Source organism: Rhodoferax sp., assembly GCF_037143375.1.
GTDB lineage: Bacteria > Pseudomonadota > Gammaproteobacteria > Burkholderiales > Burkholderiaceae_C > Rhodoferax.
Map to the genome: position 1 here is coordinate 1 of NZ_JBAWYV010000211.1, position 4,325 is coordinate 4,325.

The following is a 4,325-nucleotide window of genomic DNA, read 5'->3' on the forward strand; positions in this document are numbered from 1 at the left end:
TTGCGGCCAATGGCTTCCAGCAGTTGTTCGTCGGTCATGGCGGCCACGCCTTCGAGCTTGAAGCGGCCCTCCACCATGGCGGCGTAGTTGCGCTTCAGGTAGTCGAGTAACTCCAGCGCCACCTCTTCTTCGTTGAACGCATTGCGCCCAATGGCACCGCTGGCGGCCAGGTTGTAGCCGCTTTTGGCGACGATGATGCGCGGCCACAGCACGCCAGGCGTGTCGTACAGATAAAAATCGTCGGCCAGCGAGATGCGCTGCTCCAGTTTGGTGATGCCCGCCTCGTCGCCAGTTTTGGTGGCCCGTTTGCCGGTGAGCGTGTTGATGAGCGTGGACTTGCCGACGTTGGGAATGCCGCAAATCAGCACCCGCATCGGCTTGACGTTGCCGCCCCGGTGCGGTGCCAACTCAAAGCAGGCTTTGGCCAGCGCTTTGGCCGGCGCCGTCACGCTGGCGTCCAACCCAATCGCGCGGGTGCCCGGCTGGGCGTTGTAGTGCGCCAGCCATTGCACGGTGCGGGCCGGGTCGGCCAGGTCTTGCTTGTTGAGCACCTTGAGGGCCGGTTTGCCCGCAGTGAGTTCGGCCAACATCGGGTTGGCACTCGACCCGGGCAAGCGTGCATCGAGCAATTCGATCACAACATCAATGTTCTTGATGCGGTCGCCGATGGCTTTTTTGGTCAGGTGCATGTGACCCGGGAACCACTGAATAGCCATTTTTAAAATTCCTTTTACCGATAAAACTTGGTCAACCCAACGCGGCGCTGTGTTTGCCGGTGCAAACATCGTCGAAAATTGGAGACGGGCCGTATTGTCCCTCCTATCACCAACCCAGGCCGACTTCAATGACTCAAAACGCGCACATCATTCAACAACCGGCCCTGCCTGCCGCGCAACTGGTCCTGCTTTTTCACGGCGTGGGCTCCGACGCACAGGCCATGCGCCCGCTGGGTGAGCGACTGGCCGAGGCCTTTCCGCTGGCCATGGTGGTGGCGGTGGCGGCTTACCAGCCCAGCGATATATCCGCTGGTTTTCAATGGTTCTCGGTCACGGGCATCACTGAAGACAACCGGCCACAGCGCATTGCCGAGGGCATGCCAGCCTTTCAAGCCTGCGTGGCACATTGGCAGCACGTGGCGGGCGTTGGCGCATCGGCCACGGCCCTGATCGGGTTTTCGCAAGGTGCCATCATGGCGCTGGAGGCCAGCAAACTGAACCCACCTATGGCTTCACGCGTATGTGCCCTCAGCGGGCGCTTTGCCACCCTACCGGAAGTGGCCCAGAATGAGATCACGATTCACTTCCTGCACGGCAAGGTCGACACCGTGATTCCCTACAGCCACACGGTGACGGCAGCACACCATCTGCGGGACTTGGGCGCCGACATCACCGCCGAGGTTCTCCCCTTCATTGGCCATGAAATTCACCCGGACTTTATCGACCTGGTCATCACCAAACTAAGCACGCACGTGCCGCAACGGCTCTGGGCTGAAGCGCTCAAGGCTGATCCCCAGACCTGAGGTAGCGTTACTGCGCAGACATACCCAGTTTGCGCAACTGGTCTTGCCATTTTTTGACATCGGCCTCGCCCATCTTGTCTACCGCGCCGATGAGCGTCTCCTTGACCGGCGAAATGCCCACAAACCCAAGGATATTGCGCTCCAGCGACTTGACGCTGTGCGCCCGAAAATACCAGCGGTAAACCAGCGCCGGCATGCCCATCGTGACCACCACGCGGGCGGTGCGACCCGTCAAACCTTTTTTGGAGAACGGGTTATCGCCGTCTGACTTGAACGCAAAGCCCGGGCGCGCCACCTGCTCCAAAAATCCCTTCAACAAGGCGGGCATGTCACCCAGCCATAAAGGGTAAAACAGCACAATATGCTGAGCCCAGCCAATGTCGTTTTGCGCCTGCTGCAATGTGGCTGGCAAAGCCCCTTCTTCCCAGGCGTGCGCACTGCGCAGCAGCGGAAAATCAAGCTGCGCCACCGGAACGCGCCGCACCTCATGGCCTGCCGCCTCAGCACCTTGGGCATAAGCCTCTTCAAGGGCGTGGCCCAAGTGGCGGGTGAGCGTATCAGGGTGACCTTGAATCAGAAGAATTCGATGTTCGACCATGGTGCGGCCTCCTTGCGTCAAATCCTTGAATGCTGACAGTCCCGCAGCATTTTTTATTGACAGCTCGCAAGACCCACCACCTACATCAGCAGATACACAGGCGTAACCGATCTAGCTACTGATACGTTTAGCTATCTTTGATTGTTTGATGCGCTTTTTGACACTACTTTTCCATCTTGCCCAAGGTGAGAAGCGCCGCCTCAAAGTCAAAGCGTTTAATTTGATTCTCAAGCTCATCTGCAACGGTGCCCATGGCCGTTCGCAACAACCCAGCATGTTGCTCGAACAGGCCAACCGCCCTGGCGTCGCCTTGCTCCAGCCAATCGAAGAGTTCACGGCGCACCCGCGCCAAGTTCTTTTGTTCGCCATGTGCGTCGTCTACCTCCGTAGCAGAACTTCGCTCTGGCAGTGCCGCAGCCAGCGCTGCAAACTCGGGCTCAATGGCGCTCATCGTTGATCGAAATTCATCGCTGATGCTCACCTCGTCTTTGTGCGTGCGTAACCAGGTTTCAAGCTTACCGGCAAGTTCGGACAGGTGTTCAATGCCCAGCGTGGCGGCAGCGCCTTTGAGTGCGTGAGCCAAACTCCTTGTAGCATCAAAGTCACCCTGTTCCAGCAATGACCTCATCCGTTGGACGTCACTGGCGTGTGATGCCACAAAACGGATCAATAAATCAATATATTTGCTTGCGTGTCCACGCAAAACAGACAAGCCATAGGTGGAATTCAAACCGGCAATCTGACCCAATCGCGCCAAAATGGGTTCCAGCTCTAACACGACGGTGGCCTCTACGGGCGGCAATTGCTCAGCGGCATGCGTGGGGATGGCTGCACCGGCCGCTGTGTCGGCTTCACGGCTCAACCATTTCAGCAGTGTCGCAAAGAGCAACCCTGGGTCGACCGGTTTGGCAACAAAATCACTCATGCCAACAGCTTCGCAGGCGCGACGATCTTCTTCAAAGGCATTGGCAGTCAAGGCAATGATGGGTTTACTTGACCACCCTGGCAAAGTGCGGATAGCCAGCGTCGCTTCCAGCCCATCCATATTGGGCATTTGAACGTCCATCAAAATCAGGTCGTAAACATGTGTTTGAACCATTTGAACGGCCTGCAGACCGTCGGAAGCCGTATCGACGACGAAACCAGCGCTGTTGAGCAGTTCCACCGCAACTTCTCTGTTGATAGCGTTGTCTTCTGCCAATAAGACACGCGTGCCGCGGTGAAGTTGACGCAATGTGATTTCCACATCTCGCGCATCGGTCGACGGCGCGATGGTCATGGCCCCATGACCGAGTTGCAACCGGGCGGTAAACCAAAAAACACTGCCAACCCCTGGGGTGCTCTCAACACCCACCTCGCCGCCCATCAATTGGGCCAGTCGCCGGGTGATGGCTAGCCCTAGTCCGGTTCCACCGTACCTGCGGGTGGTTGAGGTATCGCCTTGTTCGAACTCCTGAAACAACCGGGCCTGTTTATCAAGGGAAATGCCAATGCCGGTGTCAACTGCTTCAAAGCGGACCCATAGTTCATCACCAATTTCCTTCAATAATTTGACGCGTAAGGTGATTTCGCCCTTTTCAGTAAATTTAACAGCGTTACTGACATAGTTAACCAATGCCTGACGCAGGCGCAAAGGGTCGCCGCGCAACCACATGGGAACGTCATCGGAATCAATTTGGAGCCTGAGTTCCTTTCGGCGAATTGATTCACCAAAGATGGAAGCCACGTTGTCCAGGATCGAAGACAGGTGAAAGTCCGTCATTTCAAGTTGCAGGCGTCCGGCCTCAATCTTGGAAATATCCAGGATGTCATTGATGATGGACAGCAGGTGGCGACCGGCGCTATCGATCTGATCCAGTCGAGTGATTTGCCGCGCTGAAGCACCGTCGCGTCGCAGCAGGTAGTTCAGGCCGATGATGGCGTTCAGCGGCGTACGTATCTCGTGACTCATGTTGGACAGAAAAGTGCTCTTTGCCAGGCTAGCGGCATTGGCACTGTCACGGGCTTTCTCAAGTTCGACCTCGATACGCTTGCGCTCGGTCACATCGCGTGCCGCTGCAAACACGCCCTGCAGCACACGGTCGCGGTCGTAAAACGTGGTGGCATTGAGCGACACGACGGTTTCCACTCTGCTCCTGGCCTGAACGGTGAGTTCGTAGTCGGTGATTTTTTTACCGTTCAACACCAGGTTCATGGCGGCCACGGCCC

At 57.1% G+C, this 4,325-nt stretch carries 4 protein-coding genes; 1 reads left to right on the plus strand and 3 read right to left on the minus strand.

Annotated elements, in window-relative coordinates; translation table 11 throughout:
• On the minus strand, window positions 1-716 hold a 716-nt coding region (gene ylqF / locus WCG50_RS17760; RefSeq protein ID WP_336900927.1), incomplete at its 3' end, for a ribosome biogenesis GTPase YlqF.
• A gap of 128 nt (window positions 717-844) precedes the next feature.
• On the opposite strand from ylqF, the gene ypfH reads away from it, so the two are divergent.
• Window positions 845-1,519: an esterase gene (gene ypfH, locus WCG50_RS17765; RefSeq protein WP_336900928.1), complete on the plus strand. Its 675-nt coding sequence runs from the start codon at window positions 845-847 to the stop codon at window positions 1,517-1,519.
• A 7-nt stretch (window positions 1,520-1,526) separates the two neighbouring features.
• Here ypfH and WCG50_RS17770 read toward each other — a convergent pair whose 3' ends face one another.
• Window positions 1,527-2,117 (minus strand): NAD(P)H-dependent oxidoreductase, encoded by a 591-nt coding sequence (locus WCG50_RS17770; protein WP_336900929.1) that lies wholly within the window; start codon window positions 2,115-2,117, stop codon window positions 1,527-1,529.
• A 163-nt stretch (window positions 2,118-2,280) separates the two neighbouring features.
• Window positions 2,281-4,325, minus strand: a 2,045-nt coding sequence (locus tag WCG50_RS17775) for a response regulator (protein ID WP_336900930.1), incomplete at its 5' end; no start/stop codon positions are given.

Excerpts from the sequence above, each read along its gene's own strand:
- ypfH (WP_336900928.1), top strand. The coding sequence starts at position 845 with ATGACTCAAAACGCGCACATCATTCAACAACCGGCCCTGCCTGCCGCG.
- WCG50_RS17770 (WP_336900929.1), bottom strand. The coding sequence starts at position 2,117 with ATGGTCGAACATCGAATTCTTCTGATTCAAGGTCACCCTGATACGCTC.